At 52.6% G+C, this 23,715-nt stretch carries 22 protein-coding genes; 9 read left to right on the top strand and 13 right to left on the bottom strand.

Going from position 1 to position 23,715, the window contains the following annotated elements:
• Positions 1-92: 92 nt before the first annotated feature.
• Positions 93-1,652, bottom strand: a complete 1,560-nt coding sequence (locus HS100_15580; GenBank protein ID MBE7435335.1) for an NAD(P)H-hydrate dehydratase — start codon at positions 1,650-1,652, stop codon at positions 93-95.
• 173 nt (positions 1,653-1,825) lie between these two features.
• Here HS100_15580 and HS100_15575 point away from each other — a divergent pair, with 173 nt between their 5' ends.
• The gene (locus HS100_15575; protein ID MBE7435334.1) at positions 1,826-2,866 is read left to right on the top strand and encodes an acyltransferase; all 1,041 of its coding nucleotides are present in this window, start codon (positions 1,826-1,828) and stop codon (positions 2,864-2,866) included.
• 10 nt (positions 2,867-2,876) lie between these two features.
• Here the strand turns inward: HS100_15575 and HS100_15570 are convergent, their stop codons facing one another.
• On the bottom strand, positions 2,877-3,656 hold the full coding sequence (locus tag HS100_15570; protein ID MBE7435333.1) for an RNA methyltransferase: 780 nt from the start codon (positions 3,654-3,656) through the stop codon (positions 2,877-2,879).
• A 52-nt stretch (positions 3,657-3,708) separates the two neighbouring features.
• Between HS100_15570 and HS100_15565 the strand changes: the two genes are divergently transcribed.
• From HS100_15565 to HS100_15535, 7 genes are all read left to right on the top strand, one after another.
• A complete protein-coding gene (locus HS100_15565; protein MBE7435332.1) occupies positions 3,709-4,929 on the top strand; it encodes a G5 domain-containing protein in 1,221 nt (406 codons plus the stop codon).
• A 5-nt stretch (positions 4,930-4,934) separates the two neighbouring features.
• A complete protein-coding gene (locus HS100_15560; protein MBE7435331.1) occupies positions 4,935-6,065 on the top strand; it encodes an LCP family protein in 1,131 nt (376 codons plus the stop codon).
• The gene (rsmA, locus tag HS100_15555) at positions 6,062-6,904 is read left to right on the top strand and encodes a ribosomal RNA small subunit methyltransferase A (GenBank protein MBE7435330.1); all 843 of its coding nucleotides are present in this window, start codon (positions 6,062-6,064) and stop codon (positions 6,902-6,904) included. Before HS100_15560 ends, rsmA begins: the two co-directional genes overlap by 4 nt.
• Before the next feature lie 104 nt (positions 6,905-7,008).
• Entirely contained in the window at positions 7,009-8,415 is a 1,407-nt protein-coding gene (locus HS100_15550; GenBank protein MBE7435329.1) for a hypothetical protein, read from the top strand.
• 155 nt (positions 8,416-8,570) lie between these two features.
• The gene (locus HS100_15545; GenBank protein MBE7435328.1) at positions 8,571-9,371 is read left to right on the top strand and encodes a hypothetical protein; all 801 of its coding nucleotides are present in this window, start codon (positions 8,571-8,573) and stop codon (positions 9,369-9,371) included.
• A gap of 125 nt (positions 9,372-9,496) precedes the next feature.
• Positions 9,497-10,339: a hypothetical protein gene (locus HS100_15540; protein ID MBE7435327.1), complete on the top strand. Its 843-nt coding sequence runs from the start codon at positions 9,497-9,499 to the stop codon at positions 10,337-10,339.
• 73 nt (positions 10,340-10,412) lie between these two features.
• The gene (locus HS100_15535) at positions 10,413-10,973 is read left to right on the top strand and encodes a hypothetical protein (protein ID MBE7435326.1); all 561 of its coding nucleotides are present in this window, start codon (positions 10,413-10,415) and stop codon (positions 10,971-10,973) included.
• A 66-nt stretch (positions 10,974-11,039) separates the two neighbouring features.
• Here the strand turns inward: HS100_15535 and ahcY are convergent, their stop codons facing one another.
• The 4 genes from ahcY to HS100_15515 form a co-directional block, all read right to left on the bottom strand.
• A complete protein-coding gene (gene ahcY / locus HS100_15530; protein MBE7435325.1) occupies positions 11,040-12,371 on the bottom strand; it encodes an adenosylhomocysteinase in 1,332 nt (443 codons plus the stop codon).
• A 53-nt stretch (positions 12,372-12,424) separates the two neighbouring features.
• Positions 12,425-13,381, bottom strand: coding sequence for a carbohydrate kinase family protein (locus HS100_15525; GenBank protein MBE7435324.1), 957 nt, complete (start codon positions 13,379-13,381; stop codon positions 12,425-12,427).
• A 105-nt stretch (positions 13,382-13,486) separates the two neighbouring features.
• The gene (locus tag HS100_15520) at positions 13,487-14,557 is read right to left on the bottom strand and encodes a carboxypeptidase regulatory-like domain-containing protein (protein ID MBE7435323.1); all 1,071 of its coding nucleotides are present in this window, start codon (positions 14,555-14,557) and stop codon (positions 13,487-13,489) included.
• 243 nt (positions 14,558-14,800) lie between these two features.
• Complete coding sequence (locus HS100_15515; protein ID MBE7435322.1) at positions 14,801-15,952, bottom strand: spermidine/putrescine ABC transporter substrate-binding protein; 1,152 nt, start codon at positions 15,950-15,952, stop codon at positions 14,801-14,803.
• Positions 15,953-16,077: 125 nt separating this feature from the next.
• Here HS100_15515 and HS100_15510 point away from each other — a divergent pair, with 125 nt between their 5' ends.
• The gene (locus tag HS100_15510) at positions 16,078-18,519 is read left to right on the top strand and encodes a tetratricopeptide repeat protein (GenBank protein ID MBE7435321.1); all 2,442 of its coding nucleotides are present in this window, start codon (positions 16,078-16,080) and stop codon (positions 18,517-18,519) included.
• An 84-nt stretch (positions 18,520-18,603) separates the two neighbouring features.
• Here HS100_15510 and HS100_15505 read toward each other — a convergent pair whose 3' ends face one another.
• The 7 genes from HS100_15505 to HS100_15475 are packed head-to-tail and all read right to left on the bottom strand — an operon-like array spanning position 18,604 to position 23,709.
• Positions 18,604-18,912: a DUF167 domain-containing protein gene (locus HS100_15505; protein MBE7435320.1), complete on the bottom strand. Its 309-nt coding sequence runs from the start codon at positions 18,910-18,912 to the stop codon at positions 18,604-18,606.
• A 20-nt stretch (positions 18,913-18,932) separates the two neighbouring features.
• On the bottom strand, positions 18,933-19,196 hold the full coding sequence (locus HS100_15500) for a YggT family protein (protein ID MBE7435319.1): 264 nt from the start codon (positions 19,194-19,196) through the stop codon (positions 18,933-18,935).
• Complete coding sequence (locus HS100_15495; protein ID MBE7435318.1) at positions 19,193-19,933, bottom strand: YggS family pyridoxal phosphate-dependent enzyme; 741 nt, start codon at positions 19,931-19,933, stop codon at positions 19,193-19,195. Before HS100_15495 ends, HS100_15500 begins: the two co-directional genes overlap by 4 nt.
• A gap of 42 nt (positions 19,934-19,975) precedes the next feature.
• Positions 19,976-20,755, bottom strand: coding sequence for a peptidoglycan editing factor PgeF (gene pgeF / locus HS100_15490; GenBank protein ID MBE7435317.1), 780 nt, complete (start codon positions 20,753-20,755; stop codon positions 19,976-19,978).
• A complete protein-coding gene (locus tag HS100_15485) occupies positions 20,755-21,765 on the bottom strand; it encodes a DUF2085 domain-containing protein (protein ID MBE7435316.1) in 1,011 nt (336 codons plus the stop codon). The genes pgeF and HS100_15485 overlap by 1 nt, the downstream gene beginning before the upstream one ends.
• A gap of 36 nt (positions 21,766-21,801) precedes the next feature.
• Positions 21,802-22,533 (bottom strand): sulfite exporter TauE/SafE family protein, encoded by a 732-nt coding sequence (locus tag HS100_15480; protein MBE7435315.1) that lies wholly within the window; start codon positions 22,531-22,533, stop codon positions 21,802-21,804.
• A gap of 12 nt (positions 22,534-22,545) precedes the next feature.
• Positions 22,546-23,709: a L,D-transpeptidase gene (locus HS100_15475; protein ID MBE7435314.1), complete on the bottom strand. Its 1,164-nt coding sequence runs from the start codon at positions 23,707-23,709 to the stop codon at positions 22,546-22,548.
• Between the last annotated feature and the right edge of the window lie 6 nt (positions 23,710-23,715).

Here is a 23,715-nt window from a genome sequence, read left to right as displayed (position 1 = left end):
ACGGAAAGTGAAAAAACAGGCTGTTTCATTACAGCCTGTTTTTGATTGTGTTTTGAGCTTGATGTTGATTAAAAAAATCCGCCTGCTCCGGTTCAAGTAAATTCCTCAAGTTCCGCAATCACATCAGAAACGCAATCCAACACATCACCTGCCAGCACTGAAGCTGTGGTGCCGAGCAGGTCTGCGGCGCGGAGACCCGCCTGGGCATGGATGTAAGCGCCTGCGACCGCGGATTCATAAGCCTTCAAACCCTGCGCGAGTAGCCCAACAATGATTCCCGCCAACACATCGCCTGTCCCGGCATGAGCAAGCGCCGGTGTTGCAACAGGAATAATGGTCTTTCGTCCATCCGGCGCGGCGATTACTGTAAACGCGCCTTTCAATACGACAACATGACCCCACTCGTTTGCATATTTTCCCACAATTTCTTGGCGATTCGATTGGATCGCTGCGCGCGATAAACCTGTCATGGCAGACATTTCGCCGGGATGCGGAGTGAGAACCGCGGTTTGTTTTATTTTTTCATGCCAGTCGGGTATGGAGGCGAGATGCCGCAAGCCGTCTGCGTCGAAAACGGCCGGGAGTTCGAGAGATGGCAGGAGATGTTCAATGAACAATTTTGTGGTGTGTTTGCTCCCAAACCCCGGTCCGATCAGGATTGCCGTAGCGCGCTCAAGACCATCCGACACATGATATGCCGCTCCTTCTGATATGAAACCATGCTCATGTGGCAGGATGATCCAGGTCGCTTCGGGAAGATGACCCGCAAGCGCATTATGCAATGGCTCGGGAACAGCCATTGTCACGAGTCCCGTTCCGACTTTGCAGGCGGCTTTGCCTGCAAGCAAAGCCGCTCCTGAATAGGATATGGAACCCGCTGTCACGAGGGCCGTACCAAACGTCCCTTTGTGAGAGGCGGGGTCTCGTTCCGGCAACAAACAAGCAGCCAACTTCGGGTCCGCCACATCGGCATCCATGATTTTCCAACTGTCGAGTTCATCAGGCAGACCAATGTCAACAAGTTCGAGATTTCCGATATGTTCGAATGCGGGAAATTTTAATAAACCCTGTTTGACCGCAGCCATGGTAATGGTCAGGTCAGCTCTCAAGGTTTCATCCGCGCAAGCGCCGGTATCGCAATCGACCCCGGAGGGACAATCCACGGCAATGACAAAAGGCGGGTCCTCCAACTTTTGGAGGATTAACGAAGTTTCACGGAGGAAAAGCGCCGCCTCATTCTTTAACGGAAGTTTGAATCCCGTCCCAAGCAGGCCATCCAGCAGAATGTCTGAGCCTTCCAAAAAAGGGAGCAGAGATTCCCGGCCTGTATCGGCGGAAAACTGGGTCAGTTCGCCCCCGGATTCAAGATAGCGTACGATGAGCAGATCGTCGGCAGTTTTACGGTTGACGAGATATGCATGTGTACGCCAGCCTGCTTCGGCAAGCCACGAAAGGGCAACAAGCGTGTCGCCGCCGTTATTCCCCGACCCGACAACGCCCATGACGGAATCCCACCCGTTTTCATTTCCCAACGAATGGACGATCTCTGCGAGGCCCCGCCCAGCGTTTTCCATCATTTGCGAATACGAAAGGCCTGCCGCGTCGGCTTCCCTTTCGATGGCGCGCATTTGGGTGACCGTGACAAGTTTCATTGGTGAGAGTGATAGTCTAACGTTACAAATCGATTGATTTACGACTCATCTCGCTGGTTTTATTGTAACCCAAAGGTCTTGGGGAGTGCATTAATTTTGGAGAACACCTCTCCAGATAATCATTCACTGTGACCTTTATGACGGAGAAGACAGGGTAAAATTATGAACCCGATATGATCAAACTTCAAAACATCCAGGCTTTGCGGGGGATCGCCGTGCTCTCCGTCGTGCTATTCCATCTGGTGGTTATCGAAAAAAAATACGGGGGGACGAATACCATCCTCCCAGACTGGCTGCGATTCGGCATGTTCGGCGTGGACCTTTTCTTCGTAATCAGCGGGTTTGTGATGGTCACAGTGACCCGCGGGAAGTTCCGTGAGCTGAAACAAAGTCTGCTCTTCCTTTACCACCGGGTTTCCCGAATCTATCCCCTTTATTGGGTGTACACCACGCTGGCGCTGATCGTATTCATCGTCCAGCCCTCATGGGTGAACAGCGCGCAGGGAAACCAGGTGAACATCGTCGCCTCCTATTTGCTCATTCCAAGCAACCTACTCCCAATCGTTCTGGTCGGATGGACGTTGATCCATGAAATGTATTTCTACATCGTTTTGTTTTTCATCCTGCTCCTTTTCCCGGAAAGGTTACTCGTTCCCGCACTCTTGATCTGGGGGGCGATCATCGTGTTTTTCCATTCGCCAGGCGGGAATCCGTTCGAATTCGTGATTTTTCACCCATTGACCCTTGAATTCATTGCCGGGTGCCTGCTCGCTGTGCATTATCATAATTATAAAGAAATCAGGGCGAACGGGATTTTGTTGTTTGTCATTGCCGGAATCGCCTTGATCGCGGCAGTATTTGGCTATATCCACTACAATAATGTGACGGGGCTCTTGCCGCTCGAATGGTCGGAGGCTTTGTATTACGGAGTCCCCGCAACAGTGATCGTCTTTTGCGTCACCCACGCCGAGCGAAATGGAACTGTCCTTTCACCTTTTTTGATACAAACGGGGAATGCTTCATATTCGATCTATCTTTCCCATCTCTTTACCGTGAACGTTGTGGGTAGGGTGTGGAGTCTTTTCGCAATCGATCCAATCATTGACAATCTCATCGGTTTGAGCGCGGCTTTCGTTCTCGCCTTGGTCGTCGGGTTCATCAGTTACCGGTTTATCGAAACCCCCCTGTTGAAACTTACCAGGCGATCCATCTGAGGGTTAAAATCTATCTCGCATACTGGTAGAGCAATATGCCTGCCGCCACTGAAAGGTTCAACGAGCTGACCCTCCCACGCATGGGCAGGGAAACGGTCACATCACAGGCGGCGGATTGATCGGAGGAAAGCCCTTTTTGTTCGTTCCCCAACACCAACGCCCAGCGTTCCTGCGGGACGAGGGTATGATAATCCACATCTGCCCTGGATGATGTGCCGATCACCTGGATGTTGTGTTTGCGCGACCAAGCCATGAAATCGCCAAATGACGTTTGAATGATCCTTTTCCAGAATATTGTCCCCATGCTCGCACGGATCACGGTCGGATGATAGAGTTCCACCCCTCCATCGAGCAGAAATAGACTCTCGACACCGACCGCATCCATTGTCCTAAGGATCGTACCAAGATTACCAGGGTCCTGCGGTGAGACCAATGCCACGCCACGTTCCAGGGCATTCAGATCATCGAAAACAAAACGCTTTTGCTTAATGACCGCCAGAATGCCTTGCGGATTTTCCTTATCTGCAAGAGATTCCATCACTACTTTAGATACGGGTTGAATCCTCAAATTGAGTTGACGGGCACGGGAGAGCAGATCCTTTGCAAAGTTGCTGGTCAGTTGCTCCGGCGAATATAAAATCGCCTCCACTTCCCAACCCGCCTCGACGGCTTCCCCGACGTGGTGTATGCCTTCCACGAGGAAGGAACCGGATTCGCTGCGCGCCTTTTTCTGCCGCAAACTGCGGACGTATTTGACAAACGGGTTCGAAGCGCTGGTAAGCAGGTCCATATGGGGAATTGTATCCGAAAAGGAACCGGCGATGCCGTTTATAATTGCGCTTATGGAATTGCATCGTTTGCAAGCGGTTTTATTTGCCGTCATTCTTATCGGCTGCAGCGCATTCTCGCCGCCCACAGTCATCGTCATCGACGGGGATTCGACGATTACTGTCACAACCAATGAAACCTTACCGATTCTGATTCTTGCCGAAGCGGGGATCACCCCACAGCCGGATGACCGGGTTCTTGTAAACGGGATTCCGCATGAGCTGGAAGATGAGATCGCAATGCGCGGGAATTTCCAAATGCAATTAAGGCGGGCGGTGAACGTTCGGCTGCTCACACCGGATGGCGAGCAAACAATCAATACATCTGCGTTTACTGTCGGCGAAGTTTTGAATGATGCGGGATTTACAATCCACATCAACGACGACGTCGCCCCGCCTCTTACTGCGCCGATAAAGGATTCGCTCACGATACACATTTCTCCAACCCGCGAGTTGACCGTGACCAGCGGCGGCGAATCCGTGATGATTCATTCCTCGGCGAACACGGTTGGGGAGGCTTTGGCAAAGGCGGGAATTCCACTAATGGGTTTGGACCAAAGCATCCCGTCGGAGAACGAGCCGCTGCCGCCCGATGGGAGGATTCAAGTCACACGAATCAGCGAATCTGTTTTTGTGCAATTAGAGTCCATCCCCTTTTCCGTCGAAGAGACATTTTCGGAAGATGTGGTATTCGGTCAACAGGAGATTTTGCAATACGGTGCAAATGGTCTGACGATGATCCGCACACGAGTCCGATATGAGGACGGCGTAGTGGTGAGCCGCAAAGATGAGGAGAAAACAATCTTGCGTGAGCCGAAGACGCAACTCGTTCTCAGTGGATCAAAGATCACTCTTTCACCTGTCGGGGGAAATTCGCAATATCAATACTGGTATGCGACCGAGATGTATGCGTCCTGGTATTCGCCATGCAATTCCGGCACAGGTGGATGCTCCTACGGCACAGCCAGTGGCGCGCGCGCGGGATATGGCATCGTAGCAGTTGATTATTCGATCTATCCATATCTTGCTGGTATGAAAGTCTATATTCCGGGGTACGGCCTGGCAGTCATCGGGGACACAGGCGGGGGACCGATCATTGAAAGCGCATTCGGCGTGGCGCGCACACAATGGATCGATCTCGGCTATGACGATAACAACATCGGCGGGCTTTCCGGCTGGGTGACAGTGTACTTCCTCGAACCTGCCCCGGCAGAGATTCCATATTTTTTCAAATAATCACAATGACAAAATCGCAGCGCATCATCATCGCAATCCTCTCGGTCATCGCATTTACACTTGTCGCGGTGGTCGGCGTGTATGCCTATCAAGCTCTCAGCGCCGTGGCAGTGAAACCCCTCGGTCCTTCATTGCCTACTCAAGACCTGCCACCCACCTGGACGCCTTCGCCAGGACCCCTTGCGTCGAACGGAGCTGTAACTTTTGCGCCAACGATCTCCCTCCCCACTGCCACACCGGGTCCGCGATGCGGTGGCCTGTTGTCGATGAATATCCTTGTGGTAGGTACGGATACCCGAGGCGATAACTACACCTACGGGCTGGCAGATGCGATCCGACTCGTCCGGGTGGATTTTTTCACCCCCAAAGTGAGCGCGCTCGAGTTCCCTCGCGATCTGTGGGTGGAGATTCCCCACGTTGCCGATGACCTGAACGGGCAGGACCATGAAAAACTCAACCAGGCGTTTCTTTATGGACAGCCCGGCTTTAATTACTGGGATGATCCGACCGAAGGATCGGGCTTGCTTGCTCTGACTCTAAATAGGAACTTCGGCGCAAGTGTTGATCACTACATCACGATCAACATGCGCACTTTCGAACATATCATCGACGCCATGGGCGGAATCGATGTGGAAATTCCAAACGAAAAAATCGCAAAAACAACCGGTCTCAAAGAGGGAACCCATCACCTCGGCGGAGCAGAGGCGCTTAAGTTGGCGCGCAACCGATCGGGCGGTAGTTTCGAACGGGCGGATAACCAGAATATCGTCCTGTGCGCCGTGCGCAAAAAGTTGACAAGCCCGCAAATACTGGCGCAGATACCCGCGCTGATCGAAACCTTCCAGGACAATATCCGTACCGATTTCACGCCTGCGCAACTCAGCCAGCTGGCATGTCTTGCGACCCAAATGCCGCCGGAAAACATCGTCCTGGCAAGTTTCCCCGCCGATCTCTTCAAGCAAACGCGCGTCTTCGACCCGGTTTTCGACAAACGCATCTCCATCCTCGACGCCGATTTCGACATCCTGCGTGATTTTGTGATGCGGTTCCAAATGGGCACATGGCCTGCGCAAGCCGCAATCTCCTCCCCCTCGCCTCTGATCGATGAAGAGGATAACGCTTTCGTCTGCCAATGAACATAGTCTCCATCCCTCCGCTCGACGCCGCCGCAGTCCTCAAACGGTATGGCTTGCGTGCAGATAAACGGCTCGGTCAAAACTTTTTGCAGGATTCATCGGTACTCGAGAAGATCGTTGAAGCTGCAGAGATTCAAGCGGATGACCGTGTTTTGGAGATTGGTCCCGGTCTCGGCAGTCTGACCCGTTATCTGGCAGCAACTGCCCGAAGCGTTGCAGCGGTCGAACTGGACCCGGAGTTGATCCCGCCGCTTGAAGCTGTTCTTACGCCGTATCAAAATGTTAACATCATCCAAGGCGATATTCTGGAACTGCCCATAGCAGAACTCATTGACCAGCCCGGCTATATCGCAGCAGCGAACATTCCATATAACATCACATCTGCCATCATACGCCACTTGCTGGAAAGCGAGCCGAAGCCAAGACGTATCGTCCTTACCATTCAAAAGGAGGTGGCGGAACGCATCTGCCCGAAACCCGGGGATCTAAGTTTGTTGGCGCTGAGTGTACAGGTCTACGGCTCACCGCGCATCGTTTCGAATATTCCCGCCGGGGCATTTTATCCCACCCCAAAAGTGGATTCTGCAATCCTGCGCGTGGATATTTTCGACAAACCGATGATACCAAGTAAAAACCTTCCCGTTTTTTTCAAACTCACCAAAGCGGGGTTCGGTCAGAAACGCAAGACCTTGAGGAACTCCCTTTCCGCGGGATTGCACATTAGACCCGCAGAGGCGGAGAACTTGCTGAATGCTGTAGAAATCAATCCCATGCGACGCGCAGAAACACTATCCCTCGAGGAGTGGGGCAAGTTATGCGAGATTGATTGGGTGAAATGAAATTACAATTTCCTGCAATTTCATTTGCGTAATAAACCATCTTACCTCGGATGCTTGGTAATTTTTAAAAACATTGAAATCAGATTTCCAATCAAAACAGAATCATGACAGATCATTCACATTTCCATTCGTCTCAATCCTCCAACTCGCATGCCGCCGCCCTGGTATTGACCGCCTGTGCTATCGGAATATTGATGACCTTCCTTGTGTATTCGGGAAACTTTACCTTCGGTTCCTATATCGGCATTTGGGTATATCGCTACTTTGAAGAGACCTACTCGCTTCCGCGATGGATTCCGGCATTATCGCTGGCATTGCTTGCCATATCCGTTTTCATTGGCGGAAGATATATCCACATCAGGGAAAAGATGACGCTTGCTTTGGGATTGGTCAATACCGTCATTATCCAGATCGTGATGCGTTTTGCTTATCGATTTTCGCTCACAGAACTCGTCGTCAGTGACCGTTCCAACTCATTCTTTACTCCCGCCCGGCAATATTCCGCCCTTGAGATCCTGGCGGATTACAATGTCCTTGCCTCCACATTTTCTCCTCATGCAAGGACGAACATGCCCGGAAAGGTTTTGTTTTTTGATTTCCTTGGGTTATTCACCGAATCGCCGGAGGTTATGGGGTATTTGATCATCATCATTTCGTCGCTTGGTGGATTGTTGCTATATTCGATATGCAGAAAATTATTTCAAGACAGGACAGCGGCATATTACGCATTCACACTCTATGCAATAATTCCCTGCAGAATCTTTTTCTTTCCATTAATGAACACGGTCACACCGCTGTTCATGCTGGCTTTGTTCGCGGTGGTCCTCTCCTTCCTCGAGCGGAAAACCATCCTGTATGCCTGGCTGGCGGGAGCAGTGCTCTACTTCATGGTTTTCTTCGAACCGCTGCCATTGACAACCGGTCTAATCCCAGCCGGGTTTTTAATTCATGCCGTCCTGACAAAGAAGATCGAAAAATTTGATCTCATAAAATTCACCGTTCATTTCATACTTGCGTTTCTGGTTGTTTATCTGATATTTATAGCGGTCTTTTCCTTTGACCTCTTCAGTACTTTCCTCTTCATCCTCGGGGATGCGACACATTTCAATGATATTGCAGGGCGCAGTTACAGGATTTGGTTTGGAGAGAATCTGAAGGAATTTTTTTACAGCGCAGGGACGCCCATCCTGATCATATTCACATACATCGTCGCCCTGATTGCATCAGATTGGAAAGAATTAAATATTTCCGGGCGTTGGATGCCCGATGCTGTTTTTCCGCTTAGCCTGCTTGCGACCCTAGCCGCAGTTGTTTTAATTGGTATCAACCGGGGCGAGATATCACGGTTATGGATCTATCTTGCCGTCTTGTTCCAAATCCCTGCGGCGGTTTTCATTGCAAAGATCGAAAAGAGCGCTCTGCTGTTCTTTCTTGTGGCGGGGACTTTGGTCATCCAGACCCTGCTCGCCCTGCATCGTATCGGGTTTGTCGTTCCGTATAGCTTGAATTGATATCTTGCGACTGGTCGGAAGATAAATTCAAGGTCAAGACAGGAGGCGGGAGATAGTACCAACGTCCTTTTTGGGATTAGTACCAATAGCATGGGATTTTTCTTGATTATTTACATGCAACCCGGGATAATTGCATCAAAAAGGAGCGAGTACCCATGCAACGAAGATCTTTTATTTTAGTGGTGTGCATCATTTTGATCACAGTTCTTACCGCCTGTAACATGCCGGGCGGAGAAGACCCGAATGCCGACCTGGCTCTGACCATCACAGCCCAGGCTTTATTGTTGGAATCCGGTTCAGGTAATGCCACCCCCCAGCAGGGACAGCAGCCCGAGTTTACAGCTACGCCCGAGTTCACACCTACTAACGCGATCACCGGCACCCCCACCGTGCCGGAGGTGACCGTCAGCCAGAATACAAATTGCCGCACGGGTCCCGGTATCGCGTACGACAATATCGGTTCGTTACTTATCGGGCAGGTTGGCATAGTGGTTGGCAAAAACACCTCCACGGGTTATTGGATCATTAACAATCCGGGAAAATCCGGTACCTGCTGGCTTTTCCCTCAATACGCAACCGTATCCGGGAATACAGCCAATTTACAGGAATATTCCATTCCACCAACGCCCACGCCTTCGCCCACCCCCACCTTCACAGCAACGGCGACCCTGGCTTCCCCGGCTCCAGTGAACAACGTCACGATGGACATGGTCTGCCCCAACAACCTCCACTCAGGCACTTTGAAATGGGAGGACAAGTCCAATAACGAAGACGGGTTCAACATCTATATCAACGGCTCACTCGTTGCCAGCATCCCGGCGAACAGTACGTCGTATGTTGTCGCTTCCGCCCCCGGCAACCCATTCCTTCCCGGCATCGCCTCCATTTTCGAAGTCGAAGCCTTCAACGCCGCGGGAAAAGCCGCTAAGAAATCAGTAACAAAGGGCTGCCCGTAGACGTAAGCCGGTTCATAACGATTCTCGCCTTGCGGGGTTATCCCCGCAAGGCGTCTTAATTTCATTGAAATGATAACCCGCCCGCAGTTTTAATGTCATAATTAAACCCGGAAAGGAGAGAGACCATGTACCGAAGATTGTTCGCATTGTTCGCCCTGGCTGTGTTTGCGATATCCGCATGCAATCTGCCCAGTGGTCAAGGCGGAACCGAGGAGGTGGACGACCTGGCGTTGACAATCACTGCTCAGGCATTAATTCTCCAACAACCCGGCGGGGGCGATCCAGGTCAAGTGCAGCAGCCCGGGGGCGGCGAGCCAGCATCCACAGCCACGCCGCAATTCACCGCCACACCCGGACCAACATCCACCCCCTCTGTGCCGCAGATAACGGTGAGCGTCAACACCAATTGCCGCACGGGTCCCGGTGTCGTTTATGATTTGATCGATTCATTGCTTGTCGGGCAGACCGGCGAGATCGTCGGCAAGAATTCAGGCGTCCCGAATTATTGGGTCATTAAACGACTCAATGGATCTGGGACTTGCTGGCTGTGGGGACAATACGCCACCGTGACCGGTAATACCTCCAACCTTCCGGAATACCCGGTTCCGCCCACGCCCACGCCGACCAAGACCGCCACACCGACAGCCACTTCGACATTCACGCCCACGCCAACTCTTGCCCCGCCAGCGGCAGTGGACAATGTAGCTGTTGCCAAGGTTTGTATTCCATTAGTCCTGCCGATCTACAACTACACAGGAAACATGACATGGCAGGATAAATCCAACAATGAGGATGGATTTAATATATACTTTAACGGCGCGTTGTTCACCACCCTCCCGGCAAATAGCACCTCGTTCCCAATCCCGCCATTACCCTTTGCTGCCGGCACTCCCGCAAAGTGGGGCGTGGAAGCTTACAATGCAGCTGGTAAGGCAGCCATAAAAGACACAACCTTCTTCTGTCCATAATTGATGTTTTACAATAAAGAGCCTTGCGGAAAATTCTTCTGCAAGGCTCTTTATTTTGTATAATTCAAAAACCATGCCCACTTTTCGTACCCCACGGATCGTCCAGATACCGGATGAAGCAAGGGAACGCGCTTTAGACTTTGCGAAACGTGTGACCGAGACGGTCAACTACCGCGACAGCAACCAGACCGTGATCGAAAAAGTCCGCGACGATCATTTCGTTTCGAAACTCGGCGAGGAGGCGGTGAGAATTCTCTTCGAGGGAAGGAACTGCTTGGTCGACGGACCAGACTACGGCGTTTACGAGGCGAAGCGCAAATCCTGGGCGGCGGATTTGAGAGTCAACGACCTCGATGTGGCGGTCAAGACCCAGAGGCGATCCGCCGCGAATCGATATGGCTTGTCATGGACATTCCAAGACTCTCCCGAACGTCGTGATCCCATTTTAGATATGCCTGATGCCTGGGTATGTTTGGTGGTGTTCGAAGACCTGAAAGAAGAAACCGAATGTGTGGTGTATCCACTCAGGAAGATCAAACAACTGATCTTCGAAGCGCCTCGGCTGGGCAAACTGGTCGGCAAAAAGCAAGCCGTGTATCTGGAGACTTTGCAGAAAAATGGGGTGTTCAGATAAAAACACCTCGCGGAAAAGAAGTCCGCGAGGTGTTCAGCCTTCATCGTTCTGAATTCATCATTCAGATTACGTTCCTTCTTCCCACGAATTCAGGTAGTGCAGCTGCTCGTCGGTGAGGACATCGATCTTGACACCCATCGCCTCGAGTTTGAGGCGGGCGATCTCGTTATCGATCTCGGCCGGCACGGAGTAGACTTTCTTTTCCAGTTTGTCGGCATTTTTCGCCATGTATTCGGCGGAGAGAGCCTGGTTAGCAAAGGACATATCCATTACGGAAGCGGGGTGACCTTCGGCGGAAGCTAGGTTGATTAAGCGCCCTTCGCCAAGGATGTTGATCTTGCGTCCGTCCTTTGTTTCGTACTGGTCCACAAACGGGCGGACGAGATTCGGTTTGCCTTTGCTCATCTTTTCCAGCGCGGGGATGTTGATCTCAACGTTGAAGTGACCGGAGTTGGCGACAAGCGCGCCATCCTTCATCGCCTCGAAATGCTTGCCGTCGATCACGTTCAGGTCGCCGGTAACGGTGCAGAAGATGTCGCCGACTTTCGCAGCGTCGAGCATCGGCATGACCTGGAAGCCGTCCATCGCGGCTTCGAGCGCTTTCATCGGGTCCACTTCGGTGACGATGACATGAGCGCCCATACCACGCGCGCGCGAAGCGAGGCCGCGTCCGCACCAGCCGTAGCCAGCCACAACGAAGGACTTGCCCGCCAGCAGAACATTCGTGGCGCGGACGATGCCATCCACAGTGGATTGACCCGTGCCGTAGCGGTTATCGAACATGTGCTTGGTGAGCGCGTCGTTCACGGCGATGACGGGGAATTTCAACACGCCGTCCTTCTCCATCGCCTTCAAGCGGATCACGCCGGTGGTGGTCTCTTCGGTGCCGCCGATGACGTTCTTGAGCATTTCCTTGCGCTCTTCTTCTTTGAGGGATTTTGCCCATTCCGCGAGGGAGGGTTCGAGTCTTTCAAAGCGTCCCATTTCAATAAAGAAAAGAGAAGAGACAAGGTCGGCGCCATCGTCCTGGGTCATATGAGGTTTATGTTCGAGCGCGGCGCGGATGTGTTTAAAGTACGTGACCTTATCCTCGCCCTTGATGGCGAAAACAGGAATCTCGAACTGGTTCACCAACGCAGCGGCAACATCGTCCTGCGTGGAAAGCGGATTGGACGCCGTGAGGACGATGTCCGCGCCGCCGTCATGCAGGGTGCGCATCAGGTTTGCGGTCTCGGTGGTGACATGCAAACAACATGAGAGGCGTAGTCCCTTGAGAGGCTTCTCTTTATTAAAACGCTCGCGGATCGAACGCAGAACGGGCATCTCGCGCTCCGCCCATTCTATGCGTCGTCGTCCGCCCTCGGCCTGGTTGATGTCCTTGATATCGTAATTGCTCATTTATTGCTCCTTCTTGTTAATTAGTGATTGGTAATTGGGGGTTTGTATTGATTTTATTTCAATAAGGCGTCCAATTTCCCGCCATCTTCAAAATGCCTGCGGAAGCGTTGAACGAATTCTTCACGTGTGTAGGAATGGTTTTGCGTACCGCGTTGTTCGAGACAATAAACAGCGGAAAGGGAGCCAACCTCACCGCACAACTTCCAGTCAAAACCGTGCGAATACCCGGCAAGAAAACCGCCGCGAAAGGCATCGCCGACTCCGGTGGGGTCGATAATCTCGTCTTCAGGCACCGTGGGAATGTGAACGGAAGTCCCATCGGAGTACAGATCTGCGCCGTCTTTTCCGCGCGTAATGACCAAAACTTTGACGTGCTCGAGAATCTGGTCGAGGCTCCAGCCGGTCTTCTTGGAGATCAAGCCGAATTCGTAATCGTTGCAGAAAAGGAACTGTGCGCCTTCCATATCCCGCGCCAATTCGTGTCCTTCGAGGCGCAGGACCTGCTGGCTGGGATCATACAGATAGGGAATTCCCAACTCGCGGCATTCGGCAGGGAATTTCATCATCGCATCAGGCGAACTGGGGGAGACGATGACCAAGTCCGGTTTTTTATCCGACTCTTTGAGCGATTGGCTTGCAGAGTAGCCCATCGCTCCGGGGTAGAACGAAGCGATCTGGGCCGAGGCATGATCCGTTGTGGCGAAGAACGAGGCGGTGAAAACCCCGGGTACGACCTTCATCAGTTTCGTATCCACGCCTTTGGATTCGAGCCACTGACGGTATTCCTCGAAATCCTCGCCGACGGTTGCCATCACACGGGGTTTCTGCCCGAGTAATGCCATTGTGTAAGCGATATTTGGAGCGATGCCACCGCGCTGTTTCGACATGGAATCGACCAGAAAGGAAAGACTGATCGATTCTAAACGTTCAGGCAGAATTTGTTCCTTGAAATGACCGGGGAAGGTCATCAGGTAATCGTAGGCGACGGAGCCGGTAAGCAATATGTCCATTGCACACTCGCAGAAAAAGGCGCACTCTTGCGAGTGCGCTTTGAAATGGGTACGGCGTGAGTTTATCACGTGGCGGGCAGAATGTCTAGAATTTCTCCTGCTTTATTATGGCACTGCCGGAACGATGGAAACGAACGGGGCGTCGATTTCGCATGCGAATATATCGTCGAAATAGACGATGGTCTGGCTCCGCTGCAACCACAACTCCAGCCCCATTGTGCCGGGAGGAACTGGGACAGGGTCTTCATATTCAAACTTCTGTTTGCCATCCAGCCACACTTCCGTAACTCCCTGGTATGTCGCAATTTCCACAATATGCCAATCTCCAGCCTTCGGCGCGGAGGATTGAGCAATGCCGATGTTGGTCACAGGTTGTTGAAGACGCCGCAAGGCAAAATAGTTGTAGCCGATGGGCAACTGATAGCGCGAATCGAAAATCTCCTTATCTCCCAAAGTGAACGGTTGCAATGCCTGCTTCCAGTTGAGCGAAAACCAGTTCTCCTGCGAAAACGTCTTTGAGATGAGCATTTGAATTCGCCAGACTGCATTGTCGAATTCCATCCCATCGAGTCGTGAGATCATCGGAGCGTCGCCAACCATATCAGTATATTGGGCAGAAAGAATTAGATCGCCGGCTTCTTCAGCAGAGGGAGCTATACTCCATCCGGGTGCGCCAAATTCGATCTCCAACCATCCCTGGGCTTTTCCATCCTGGAAGTCTTCGGCGTAAAGGAAGGTTTCTCCCTGAGCGCATCCTTGCGAGGGAAGAAGAGCAAACGGATCGCGTTGGATGGTCACAGTCACTTCATTGGGACCGCGAACAAGCGCACTGTTGGATGACACAGGCAAATATCCTTGCGCGGTGACATTGAATGTTCCAGTCTCTCCCGGCAGGTCATTCCAACGAACCTGACCCGTTTCATCCGTCGGAACAGGCGTATCATTTCCTGATTCAGGAAAGGAAATACTTGCTCCTGCGACCGGTGCGCCGGATTCATCCATAACTGTTACGGTCACATCGATTGGAAGGGGAGTCGGTGAAGGCGGTATCGGCGTTTGGGTGGGGGTCGGCGTCCAGGCCGAGGCTGTCATCGTTGCAATTTCTTCCGCAGAAGGTCCGCAAGATGCCATCAAGATTAACGATCCCCCAATGAGAATTTTCATCGCGAGTTTCATGGCTACTCCTTTTGCCATCACAGGTGGAACGGAGCGGCGGAAACGTACCATGCCCCGTTCCAGCATCAGAGGGACAGGGTTGCGAAACTCATAAGTTAATCCTCGCTTCAAAATTATCTTTTTCTAAAGTCCAAATCCAGTATATATAAGCTGTTCAAGGTTTTCAATGACAAATGTCATAACTTGCGTTTTGCCCCATAAATTAAAAGAAGGTCGGATAATTTCCGACCTTCATCATAAAATTTATTGTTTTATTTCCGTCCATATCTCGTCATATAACAGAAGCGCCTCACCCAGATCCTTGACCTCATGCCCTCTCGCAAACTCACTGGCGGGCGTATTGGTGATGGGAGATGTCATGTAAGCCTCGTACACTTCGGGGGCGTTCTCTTTTGCATATTCCAGCGCAGCCCTGTTCGGGTTGGTGTACGGATAATCTACCAAGGTCAGCCAATTGGTATTCCCTTGCAGAAGATAATTGAACCAGGCATAAGCGGCATCCGGATGCGGCGCTGTAATTGGGATTGCCATACCGTCATAAAAAATGATCGAGCCTTCGGCAGGGAAGACGTACTCGAAGCGCGGGTCTTCGGTCTGGGTCAAAAACGCTTCGCCATTCCAGACGATGCCGAGATCCACATCCCCAGCCACGAGCGGAGTCTTGGGGCTGTCGCTGTCGAAGACGAGGATGTTGGGCATTAATTCGAGCAGTTTTTGCTTGGCTTCCTCGAGATGATCTGGATCGGTCTCATTGACGCTGTAACCGAGCGTTAGCAATGCCGCGCCGATGATCACCCGATTATCGTCAACGGCGACGATGCGACCTTCATATTCGGGATTCCAAAGATCTGCCCATGAAGTCGGAGGAGTTTCCACCGTTTCGATGTTGTAAATGATCGCCTGAGTGCCCATTTGATATGGAACAAGGTAATTGAGCGAGTCGCCATACGCCGCGATCAAACCGGGATCGAGGTTCGACAGGTTCGGGATCCGCGCCGGGTCCAGATCCTGCAATAATTCCTCGCGGATCAATACGCCGATCATGTAATCGCTTGGGTGAATTACATCGTACGGATTGATCCCCTCGCCCAGCGAAACCTTCGAATACAACTCTTCATTGGACGAGAAATAATCCACGTTCACCGTCACATCGTACACCATGCCGAAGCAATCGAAGATGTCAGCGGGGATGTATTCCGACCACGTATAAATATTTACCTCCGCGCTTTCGAACTCCACGCGCGGCGAGGGCTCCGGGCAAACGAAACCGCTGGCAGTCACCAGCTCACCAGACCCTGCCGGTTCACCTCCCGCTGCGCAGGCTGTCAAAACGATCAACAGCACGCTCGACAAAATCAACCCATGCGAACGATGGATTTTGTGATGTGTGTTCATGTTTCTCCTTTGGGAATTGGGAATGAGATGCAAAAGAAATTATATTGCAACCAACCGGTGAATACAACACAGAAAGTCAAATTGCTCTGCTTGACTCGCCTTCCCTTTAACAGTATAAAAACGGGATGAAAATCATGCGCCCTTCGACAGGCTCAGGACAACGCCTCCTTCTCGGACTTTGGCTTTCAATCTCTCTCATTGCATGCTCCACGCTGGAGAATTTTCCCGCCATCCCGCCCGGTTGGACGGTAACTCCCAGCATCACAACATCGCCTCAGCCGTCCTTCACTCCCACCATCACACCGACTCCGCTTCCCACCACCCGGGTCAGCGAAGGCGACAAGGCGCTCTTCAACGGCGACTATGACCTCGCGCTTATACACTACCAGATCGCGTTGAACGATTCACCTGACCTTCTGGTGCGCGCATCGGCTCAATGGGGCGTGGCGAGGATCTATTACGCACAGGGACGTTACAACGAAACCCTCGCCGCCCTTCAAGTACTTATCACCGAATATGCCAATTCGCCGCAATCTGCCCAGGCATACTTCCTTCAGGGATTTGTCTTTTACAAGTTGGAGAATTATGCCGCCGCCGCGGATTCATGGCAGACTTATCTCATCCTGCGCCCCGGCGTTTTGGATGCTTACGTCCAGGAACTGCGCGGAGATGCGCTCTTCAACGCAAAGAATTACGCAGAAGCCCTGCCTTCATATACAACGGCAATCCAGGCGCCATCGCTTGGGGACGATATCCATCTCGATCTGAAAGTCGCATCCACACAGGTCCAGCTTGGGAATTACGAAACGGCACTGACGCTGTACGACGGGATCATCGGACGCGCATCGAGCGATTACATCAAGGCTCAGGCGTTGTACGAGGCCGGGTTGGCAAATCAGGCTCAAGGTCAATTTGCCGAGGCGAACGAAAGATTCCGGTTTGCCGTCGAACATTATCCTCTCTCCTATTTTTCCTATCTCAGCCTCGTCGCGCTGCTTGACGCGGGCGGAACGGTGGATGAACTCGATCGTGGTCTCGTGGATTATTTTGCGGGTCAGTACGCGGTGGCGATCGCCGCCTTCGACCGATATCTCGAAACGAATCCGCCTGAAAACGACGGGACCGCCTACTACTACCGCGCGATTTCGAAAAGCAGTTTGGGGTTTTACGATGAGGCGTTGGTCGATTACAACACCTTCATCGCCAGTTTTTCCGCCCACTCGCGCTGGAGCTACGCCTGGGGCGAGAAGGCTTTCATCCTATGGGCGCAGAAAGGCGATTACACAGGCGCGGCGCAGACTCTGCTGGAGTTCGTCAGCCTCGCGCCGAACAATTCGCTTGCAGCGGATTATTTGATGAGCGCAGCGCGCATCTATGAACGCGATGGGCAATACGACAAAGCCATCGAAACCTGGTCGCGCGTTACCCTCGAATATCCCGGTTCGCAGCAATCCGCATATGCTTCATTCCTAATGGGCATCATCGATTATCGGCGCGGAAATCACCAGACCGCGTTGGATACTTTCAAACGAAGTCTCGCCTTATCGGTTTCGAGCGAGGACAAGAGCCGCGCTCTTTTATGGATCGGTAAATCCTATCGAATCCTCGGGGATGCCAACGGAGCCGGGGACGCCTGGCGCGAAGGACAGAACCTTGACCCCGGCGGTTACTACAGCGAACGCGCCCGTGACTTGCTGGCGGAAATCGCGCCTTTCACTTCGGGCTCTTTTATAAATACGAACGTCGATCTCCCAAGGGAGCGCGCCGACGCGGATGCCTGGATGCGCCTGACCTTCAATCTCGGCTCGGACGTGGACCTGAACGGGCTTGGCGCATTGTCCGCGGACTCGCGTCTCATTCGCGGGAAGGAATACTGGGACCTGGGCATGTACGATGAAGCGCGCCTTGAATTCGAAGACCTGCGCGAGGAACTTGAAGCGCTGAACGACGCCGTCGGGAGTTATCGTCTCACGAATTATCTGCACAACCTCGGGATGTATCGCTCTGCCATTTTCGCGGCGCGACAGGTTCTGACGATGGCGGGACTCGACGAACACACCGAATCCATGATGGCCCCGGCATATTTCAGTCACATCCGGTACGGCTTGTACTACTCCGATCTCGTCATTCCCAACGCCCAGCAAAACGGATTCGACCCCTTGTTGATCTTCAGCGTCATCCGGCAGGAGAGTCTCTTCGAAGGCTTCGTCCGCTCGACCGCCGGAGCCCACGGTTTGATGCAGATCATCGCTCCCACCGGGGCGCAGATCGCTTCGGAACTCGGCAAACCCATCAATTACACAGAAGAAGATTTGTATCGCCCGTACGTCAGCGTATTGTTCGGAACGCATTATCTTGGGAAAAACCGCACCCTGCTCAATGGTGATCTGTATGCGGCACTCGCCGCCTACAATGGCGGTCCCGGCAATGCGGTGGCATGGAAGGAACTGGCAGGCGACGATCCCGACCTGTTTTTGGAGAGCGTCCGCTTCGAAGAGACAAGAAATTACATCCGCAATATTTACGAAATATTCATCATCTATCGGCGGTTATACAGCGCTTCATAAGGGCGGATGTGTAAATTTTCGTTTGCTATAAAGTAAAAGCGCCAGTCGTTACGCCTGGCGCTTTTACTTTCAGAATGCTGGATATTATTCCAAATGCGCCACAATGCGTTGATGGGCTGTTTTCGTATCCATATCCAGGATCGAAACGAGTTTGTCACGGCCGCTTTCGCCCGCCACGATCTCCACCCTCGATTTCGGCACGCCGAGCACCTCTGCCAGGAAGGCGATCAGTTCGGCATTTATCTTTTCATCGACCGGGTCAGCGGCAAGATGGACTTTGACCGTACCGTCATTCAACACGCTAGCGATCTGATTGCGGCTGGAGCGCGGTGTGATCCTCAGCGCCAGCGCAGATCCGCGTTTGCCGTCATGTAGGACATATTGTCTTGTCATGGTTCACCTCGAAAGAATGATTACATCGAAAGAAGCACGGTGATGAATACCCGCGAAAGCAGGTCCACCGCCAGGATCAAGACCAGCGGACTGAAATCGATCGCGCCCGTACTGGGCATCAGGTTGCGGATCGGGTTCAGGAATGGAGCCACGATTCGATCCAAAGCCTCCCGTACCGGGTGGTAGGGTGAAAGAAAAAATGAAAGCAGGGCGTTGGCGATCACAACCCAGATAAATGTCTGCGCCACCACCCGAATCAACAAGATCAGAAATTCGACGCTCATACCTTCTCCGTTTTAATTTGCCTCGGTCCGACGATCGCCGTGCCGACCCTCACATAGGTCGCGCCTTCCTCCACTGCAACTTCATAATCGAAACTGGTACCCATCGAAAGCTCCGAAAGAACCGCCTGGGGGAATTGACTGGATAGAAACTCCCTCAACCGTCCCAGCTTTTGAAAGAATGGGCGCGAGAATTCAGCGTCATCACCCAGCGGCGGCATCGACATCAAGCCAAGCACTTTCAAATTTGGCAGGGTGAATATCACCGCAAGTTCATCCGGGAGCCCCGCCCATTTTGACTCTTCAAAAGCATTCCAGCCGCTTTTACTTTCCTCGCCGCCGACGTTAACCTCCAGCAGGACCGGCAGGATGCGCCCCGCCTCTGCGCAGAAACGGTCGAGCCGTTTGGCAAGTTTCAGGCTGTCGAGCGAATGCATGAAATTAAAATTTCCTGCCACGAGCTGCGCCTTGCGGCTTTGCACGTGACCGATCATGTGCCATTCTACCGCAGAAAAATTTGCCAATGATTGAATTTTCGTGACACCTTCTTCAGCATAATTCTCGCCAAGGATGCGGACTCCCGCCTCGATCGCCGCACGGGCTGTCTCCACCGGTTGGGCTTTTGTCACCACGACGAGTTTGACCGCCTCCGGACCCCGCCCAGAGCGTTTTGCCGCACCGGCGATTCGATCCAGCGCGCCAAGGTATCTTTCTTGAATTGATGCAACGAGTTCGTCCATGCTTTAATTTTACCCCGCCTGTCACACGGGATGCATCCCGCGTTATGTCAACGCCATCAACGCTCCAAACCTGCCCGTCCTCCCTTTTTCGGCGCGATGGGAATACCAATCCTCCAAATGGCAGGCGGTGCATAGACCGGAGATCTGAATTTGTTCCACGCCCATTTTCTGCAGCTGCAACGCGTTTGCCGTCCAGAGATCGAGGTGGATTCGTCCTTCGCGGATCTGGAGGATTCGGTCCGAGTCCACGCCAAACCTTTCTCGGAATTGAGCCGCCACCTCCTCCCCCACCTCGTAATGATCCACGCCGATGGAGGGACCAATTCCAACAACCACATCCTCCGGCTTCGAACCGTAACGGTCCCGCATCGCATTTATGGAGGATTCCGCAACGCCCCTGACCGTTCCCATCCAACCGGCATGGGCGATTCCGATGACATGCCGTTTCGGGTCGTGGAATAACAAAGGCACGCAGTCGGCAAAACGCATGAAGAGTGAAACATGGGGGTTGTCCGTGAAGATGATGTCCGCTTTCTGGGCTGGTCCATCAAGAGAGCGCGGGGCTTCAGCGTGAACCACGTCTGTGCCGTGAACCAGCCATGCGTCATGGATGGAAGCGGGGTTTCTACCGAGCGCGTTGAATGCGTGGATGCGATTCTCCGCGACGCGAGCGGGATCATCCCCGACGGAAATACTCAAGTTGAGCGATGTCCACGGTTCGGGGCTGACTCCGCCCTGGCGGGTAAAGACGGCATTTAAGACATTGTTCGAAAAAATATTGAACTGATAATAGCGCAGGGCGTCGGCTTGCTCAAAAGGCATCAGTTACCAGCCTCGATGACCGCTGATTTTTTGATGTAATACTGGCGGGTTTCGTTCATCGACTCTTCGATGTTCGGGTAGGCAAACCAAGCTGTGAACAAACCGAAGAAGCCGCCGGTGAGCACCCGCAGGAATGGCGTGCTTTCCCGATAGGGAATGACGGCGGAAAACCAATCCCAATTGAATTGACTCAGGAGTTGGGAAAAACCATCCAGACCGATGGGCGCGATCCCCAGGAAAAGCCATGCCAACCAATGCAATGATTTGAAGCACCTGCCCGTCAGCCCGAAGATAATACCGAAAAGAAGGATGGCGAGATAGATGGCGATATCGCGCTCGCATAACGCGACCTTATAGCCGAGAGTCTCATCACCGACGAAATTGCGCGCCTCGAAACGGGAATAACTATATGGATCATCGACGCCTGTGATGCCGGTTGCCTCTTCGAACGTTTTAAAACCTGTCATTCCCGCTTCCTTTAATGGATAAAAAGGCTGTTCGCCGAAAAGGAAGAAAGAACGAAAACCAAATTGGTGACATAAGGGTTTGTAAACGCGGTAGATCACCTGCCCGGCTCCCTCCGCGCCGAGTTTCATCAGGGTCGGCGCCAGGAAGGGCAATCCGACATAAATGAGCATGAACAGGTTGAGGATCAGCAAGTAGCGTTTTGCGATCCAGAAGGAGACGCGGTCGCCAGTGGTCAAATTTCGTCCTTTTTCTGTTTTGTATTTGTAAATCGGATCGTCGAGCTTTTCAAGTTGATTCTTTCGATCTGAAGCCGCGCCCAACGTAATTTGCAATTTCTGGCGCGAGATGGGTGCTTGAAGAGTGTACGGACCCACTTCGATGACGGGGACCAGTCCACCGTATTTCGCGTTGATCGCCGAATCATTTTCGATGTCCACTTCGGCAAGGCGGTGCGGATACTGCTTTTGGAATTCTTTGAGGAACCCCCTCACCTCATCGCATTCCGGGGAATCTTTTTTAACAAAAAAAGTCACATTGAGCATAAGAGTTTTAGTAGTTCGGTCCCCGAGCCGGATTCGCTATAAGCCAAAATCGTAAAAGAAGAATTGACCGCGTTGAGCGATGAGTTCGAAGGTCCCGGCAAAAAGCATGACACCGATGATGACTAGGACAACTCCCATGGCGATCTCGACATAGCGCATGGTCTTATTGTATTTGCGAAGGATGGTCGTCACCCAGCCGATGCCGAGGGCAGCAAGAAGGAATGGGATTGCGAGACCGGCCGAATAGAAGGTAAGAAGCGTCGCGCCCTGGGAGATCGATCCGCCATTGATTGCGAGAGTTAAGATTGCGCCGAGGACGGGTCCGACACAGGGTGACCATCCCGCCGAGAAAAATACTCCCATCAAGGCGGAGGAAAGGTAGCCGAGTTTGGGATCAGGCGCCGTTTGCACACGCGTATCGTAAGCAAGGAAGGGAATGTGGAATACACCGATCATGTGCAAACCAAAGATGACGACGACCACACCGCCGATTTTCGCCAGCCAGAAACGAAGATCGTAGAGCAGTCCGCCAGCAAAGGAGGCAGCGACGCCCAAAAGAACGAATACCATGCTAAATCCAAGCACAAATGCGAAACCGTGCGAGAAGGTCAACCACCGGCTGGGACGTTCACCGGGGTTATCGCTGCCTGCGGCGATCCCGCCCAGATAACCAACATAAGCCGGGACCAGGGAGAAGACACAAGGAGAGAGAAACGATGCCAGCCCGGCAAGCAAGGCAAGCCAAACAGTGATTTGCGAAATATCCATGACTATCCCTTTTTAGAATTGAGTTTCCGTCGAGTTGACGATCGTGCCGTGATCCGGCAGTTCGCGGCGCTCTTCTCCAATCGCGAGCGATACATATGGCATAGTCCAGCGGAAGATCCACTTTGCATCTTCCGGCAGGACATTGACACATCCATGCGAGCGGCGCTCGCCGAATGCATTGTGCCAGAAAGCGCCGTGAATTGCGACGCCGCCCGAAGCGATAAATGTACACCATGGAACTGCAGGGGTCGAATATCCCGACGCTTCATTGCCCGCGGTCATGTTCTTCGAGATGATTTTCCAATAGGTCAACAAAGTCCCCGCCGGGGTGGCGTAGGTATCCACAACTTCACCCGTCACGGGGTCATACCGTTTGCCGGATGATATGCGGCAGAAAAAGACCTCGCGGCCGCTCTCATAACAGGACAAAGTCTGGTAATCCAAGTCGATGGAGATCGTCTTTTCATTTGGATCGACATCGGGGTTGATCGTCGCAATATCCGCTTCTGTGATGATCTTTAGCCCAGCGCCATCCGCCCAGAAGAACTCGCCGTAACCTCCATAACCATATCCGCGTCCGTTGGCATCTTCGTTCCAACGGTATTCAGGAAAACCGTTATTGGTGCGCACCTGATCGATCCATACGACCTGGCCGTAATACAGGCGCGGCGGGAAATTGTAGGTGATGTGATCCTGCAGCCACGGCGACGCTACAATTCCTTCATGAGCCAGATCGATATACGGCACGGTCACTTCCGCCCAGAAACCCTGCCCGTTCGGAAGTTCGGTCACTGGTGTGTTTGGAAGATTCTTCGTTGGTTGAACCACCGAGCCATATATGTATCCCTGCGGCGTCTCGACGTAACGCTGATTCGACAATCCGCCAATAACATTCCCCACCACTTCCCGATTCCATTCAACAAGTGAATCTGCGGTGAGTTTACCGATGGAGGTGTTTTGATTAGGATCATTCGTCGGGCGGCTGCGAATGTCTATATCCGGTTCGCAGACTCGCCCGATGATCGCGCTGCCCGGAAACTGCGGAAGACGCTTCGGCTGACCGAACACATCCCAGCGATAATCGATATCGCGGGCTGATATGCGCATAAATGCCAGCGCGCCCAATCCCAGCCCGGCAAGTTTTATAAAATCGCGTCGTGAAAGATGTTTTCTCATGTATTC

This window comes from Anaerolineales bacterium, from assembly GCA_015075725.1.
Lineage (GTDB): Bacteria > Chloroflexota > Anaerolineae > Anaerolineales > Villigracilaceae > Villigracilis.
The sequence above is the reverse complement of the archived record's forward strand: the minus strand, read 5'-3'. Positions and strand labels throughout refer to the sequence as shown.

Excerpts from the sequence above, each read along its gene's own strand:
- HS100_15525 (MBE7435324.1), bottom strand. The coding sequence starts at position 13,381 with ATGGACATATTGCTTACCGGCTCCGTCGCCTACGATTACCTGATGACC.
- rsmA (MBE7435330.1), top strand. The coding sequence starts at position 6,062 with ATGAACATAGTCTCCATCCCTCCGCTCGACGCCGCCGCAGTCCTCAAA.
- HS100_15485 (MBE7435316.1), bottom strand. The coding sequence starts at position 21,765 with ATGCTCAATGTGACTTTTTTTGTTAAAAAAGATTCCCCGGAATGCGAT.
- HS100_15545 (MBE7435328.1), top strand. The coding sequence starts at position 8,571 with ATGCAACGAAGATCTTTTATTTTAGTGGTGTGCATCATTTTGATCACA.
- HS100_15540 (MBE7435327.1), top strand. The coding sequence starts at position 9,497 with ATGTACCGAAGATTGTTCGCATTGTTCGCCCTGGCTGTGTTTGCGATA.
- HS100_15475 (MBE7435314.1), bottom strand. The coding sequence starts at position 23,709 with ATGAGAAAACATCTTTCACGACGCGATTTTATAAAACTTGCCGGGCTG.
- HS100_15520 (MBE7435323.1), bottom strand. The coding sequence starts at position 14,557 with ATGAAACTCGCGATGAAAATTCTCATTGGGGGATCGTTAATCTTGATG.
- pgeF (MBE7435317.1), bottom strand. The coding sequence starts at position 20,755 with ATGCCTTTTGAGCAAGCCGACGCCCTGCGCTATTATCAGTTCAATATT.
- HS100_15505 (MBE7435320.1), bottom strand. The coding sequence starts at position 18,912 with ATGACAAGACAATATGTCCTACATGACGGCAAACGCGGATCTGCGCTG.
- ahcY (MBE7435325.1), bottom strand. The coding sequence starts at position 12,371 with ATGAGCAATTACGATATCAAGGACATCAACCAGGCCGAGGGCGGACGA.
- HS100_15580 (MBE7435335.1), bottom strand. The coding sequence starts at position 1,652 with ATGAAACTTGTCACGGTCACCCAAATGCGCGCCATCGAAAGGGAAGCC.
- HS100_15500 (MBE7435319.1), bottom strand. The coding sequence starts at position 19,196 with ATGAGCGTCGAATTTCTGATCTTGTTGATTCGGGTGGTGGCGCAGACA.
- HS100_15575 (MBE7435334.1), top strand. The coding sequence starts at position 1,826 with ATGATCAAACTTCAAAACATCCAGGCTTTGCGGGGGATCGCCGTGCTC.
- HS100_15570 (MBE7435333.1), bottom strand. The coding sequence starts at position 3,656 with ATGGACCTGCTTACCAGCGCTTCGAACCCGTTTGTCAAATACGTCCGC.
- HS100_15560 (MBE7435331.1), top strand. The coding sequence starts at position 4,935 with ATGACAAAATCGCAGCGCATCATCATCGCAATCCTCTCGGTCATCGCA.
- HS100_15535 (MBE7435326.1), top strand. The coding sequence starts at position 10,413 with ATGCCCACTTTTCGTACCCCACGGATCGTCCAGATACCGGATGAAGCA.
- HS100_15565 (MBE7435332.1), top strand. The coding sequence starts at position 3,709 with ATGGAATTGCATCGTTTGCAAGCGGTTTTATTTGCCGTCATTCTTATC.
- HS100_15495 (MBE7435318.1), bottom strand. The coding sequence starts at position 19,933 with ATGGACGAACTCGTTGCATCAATTCAAGAAAGATACCTTGGCGCGCTG.
- HS100_15480 (MBE7435315.1), bottom strand. The coding sequence starts at position 22,533 with ATGGATATTTCGCAAATCACTGTTTGGCTTGCCTTGCTTGCCGGGCTG.
- HS100_15515 (MBE7435322.1), bottom strand. The coding sequence starts at position 15,952 with ATGAACACACATCACAAAATCCATCGTTCGCATGGGTTGATTTTGTCG.
- HS100_15510 (MBE7435321.1), top strand. The coding sequence starts at position 16,078 with ATGAAAATCATGCGCCCTTCGACAGGCTCAGGACAACGCCTCCTTCTC.
- HS100_15550 (MBE7435329.1), top strand. The coding sequence starts at position 7,009 with ATGACAGATCATTCACATTTCCATTCGTCTCAATCCTCCAACTCGCAT.